We start from the raw sequence: 2848 nt of genomic DNA on the forward strand, positions 1-2848 counted from the left end.
CATGCGGTAGAGGAAGAAACCTCCCCGCGTTTCGCGCACAGCGACTTCACGGCCGGTCTGCGGATCGATCGTCACCTCGTTCCGGTCATGCCGGTCCTGTCCCGGCGTACGCCAGGAGACCGTCACCCCACTACCGCCCCGAGCATGGGGCAGCGACACGCTCCAACTTTCCGCGCCTGCACCGCGCTGCCGCAGGATGACGTCCGCAGCGTCGAGCGCGCGCGGGCTGACAGTGGCGCCCGACGACAGTTCGGGCCGCATCCAGCCGTCGATTTCGAACTGGAAGAAAGCCGCCGTTCCGAAGACGAAGACGATATATAACAACCAGCCAGGCAAAAGGCCCACCCAGGTATGAAGCGACGCCATCGACTGGCGAAAGCCCTGTCTCATGTCTGCGCGTATCCCACCATTCACCGGTCAGAAGCTCGTCCGGACGGAGAAGGCGATGTTGCGCGGCAGGCCGATCACATACATCGACGCCCAGTAGGATTTGTTCGTCAGGTTCGCGACATTCAGGTTGAAGCTGACCGGGTGGTCGACGATCGTTGTTTTCAGATGCGCGCCAAGATCGAAGACAAGGTAGCCGTCGATCTTCTGGAGATTGGCGGCATCCTTGTAGGTTGGCCCGGCATAAAAGGCGCCACCACTCAGCGACAGGCCGGAAATGCCCGGAATCTCATATTGCGCGAATATCTTTGCCAGCCGGTTCGACACGTCGGTCGGCTTCTTGCCCTCCAGCGCCGGATTGTCGGCCTTCCTCACCTTCGCGTCCATCAACGTGCCGCCGGCGATCAGCGTCAGCCGGTCGGTCACCTTGCCGCTGAGGGTAAGTTCCAGACCCTGATGTATCTGAAGCCCGTCCTGCGTGATCGTGAGCTGGCCGGACGACGTCACATCCTCATAGGAATTTGCTTTTTCGATGCGGAACAAAGCTGCCGTGATCAGCAGGCCTTCGCGCGGGGCGAATTTGGCTCCGACCTCATATTGCCTGGACACAAACGGATCGAGGATCTTGCCCGGTTCGGCATAGGAGGGTTCGTTGGGCGTGACCGACCCGCTTTCCAGACCCTCCATATAGCTGGCATAAGTCGTCACATTGGCGGTCGGCTTAAAGATCAGCGATGCGGTCGGCGTCACCACCGTCTTGTCATAGCCAGTCACATCTCCTGCCACGGTATAGCTTTTCGTAACCATATTGGTGCGATTAACACCGATCAGGGCGTTCAGCTTGTCGGAGAAAGTGATGTCGTCGCCCAGGATGATGTTCAGATTGCGTGACGTACTCGCCGTATAGCGGGCGCCCCAATCCTGCTCAGCCAGTGAATCCGGCTTGGCCCAGGACATCAGGTCGTTGGGATCGGAATAAGCCGGCGAATTGCTGGCATAGGCATAAGCCGTGACATGCTGGCGCACGCGCAGCCTGTCGATGGAAACACCGGCAGTCAGCTTATGCTTTATGCCGCCAGTGTCGAAGGAAGCGTCCAGATAGCTATAGGCACCCTGTGCGATGTTGGCGGCAGGAGCGGCACGGCTGGGCCAGCCGATCACATAGCCGCTGTCCGCGAAATAGATGGGATAGACATTGATCGCCTCGCTGACGTCGCGCTTGTAGATATAGGCCGCGTTGACAAAGTGAGGCAGCCATTTGCGAATGGCGGCGAGGTTGAGGAAGCTGGCAAAGGATAAAGCGGTTTTGTCGTAACGCGTTGCGATACGACGGAACTGCTTAAGTGCCCGAACATGCGCTCGATGCGGTTGCGGTCACGATAGCGGCGGAAGTCGCAGGGAATGGGTTCACGGCGATTGGCCTTGGGCGGGATGATCGGCAGGATGCCGTGCATCAGCAGATTTTCGCGGACAGCATCACCGTCATAGCCCTTGTCGGCCAACAGCGCCTTGGGCTTGGCGACGGGGATCGCCATCAGGGCATCGACAGCGCCATAGTCGGACGCTTCACCGCCCGTCAGGATGAAGCCGATAGGGCGTCCCTGATTGTCACAGCGGGCGTGGACCTTGCACGTAAAGCCGCCGCGTGATCGACCAAAAGCCTGCGCACAAGCCCCCCTTTTCCGCCCACCGCCGATACATGGCCGCGAACTATGGTGCTGTCGATCATATGTTGCCAGTCGTCGGTCAGTCCCAATTCCACCAATGTCGCCAGGATCGCATCCCACACGCCCTGTTCGGCCCAGCGCCCGAACCGCACATAGACCGAGTTCCACAGGCCATAGCGTTCGTGCATATCCCGCCACGGACAACCGACCCGCAGAACATGCAGCATGCCGTTGAGAAAACGCCGGTTATCATGGGCAGGACGGGACTTGCGACCGCGCTCCGATGGCAACACCCCCGCGATCACATCCCATTCCTCGTCCGTCAGATCGCCCCGGCCCATCATCGCTCCTCGCAAAAAGAAGCTCTGAATCAGAAATCAGGCAGATTGGGAATCCACTTTGTCAACGCGACCTAACGTCAGCTGGCATGACGGCCCTTATTCTCAGGTACGTCTAATAGAATATTAGTAGAGGCCGGATTTCATGTGAATGATTTCCTACAAACTTCTCAACATGCAGAATCATTTATAGTAAAATTCTTAAATATTCTATGCTTATCTGCTAGATTTTATCATTCACCAATTTGCGACGGGACTAGCCTTGTCATATGACGCAGCCAATCCCATCGCAATCTGGAGGCGTTACCGCCAAGACTTATTCAAAATAAGGCCATCTTCTCTCTACGATTTTTTCTTCGCAAGAGCCGCCCGCTTCGAGAGATAGGGCCGTGGCGCGTATGTCAGATCCTGAACGAATGGGAAGCTGGGCACGCGGTTCTTGTTTTCGATATTGGG

At 57.6% G+C, this 2848-nt stretch carries 2 protein-coding genes and 1 pseudogene; all 3 read right to left on the reverse strand.

Annotation, left to right across the window (positions count from 1 at the left end; genetic code table 11):
• A partial coding sequence (locus DI606_RS19865) for a PepSY-associated TM helix domain-containing protein (protein ID WP_293985716.1) occupies window positions 1-390 on the reverse strand: 390 nt, incomplete at its 3' end.
• A gap of 27 nt (window positions 391-417) precedes the next feature.
• Window positions 418-1653 carry a TonB-dependent siderophore receptor gene (locus tag DI606_RS19870; protein WP_293985720.1) on the reverse strand — a complete coding sequence of 412 codons (1236 nt, stop codon included), beginning with the start codon at window positions 1651-1653 and terminating at the stop codon, window positions 418-420.
• Window positions 1545-2398: pseudogene (locus DI606_RS19875) on the reverse strand (IS5 family transposase). The gene DI606_RS19870 and the pseudogene DI606_RS19875 overlap by 109 nt, the downstream one beginning before the upstream one ends.
• Window positions 2399-2848 lie beyond the last annotated feature (450 nt).

It is taken from the genome of Sphingobium sp., assembly GCF_003248505.1.
Lineage (GTDB): Bacteria > Pseudomonadota > Alphaproteobacteria > Sphingomonadales > Sphingomonadaceae > Sphingobium.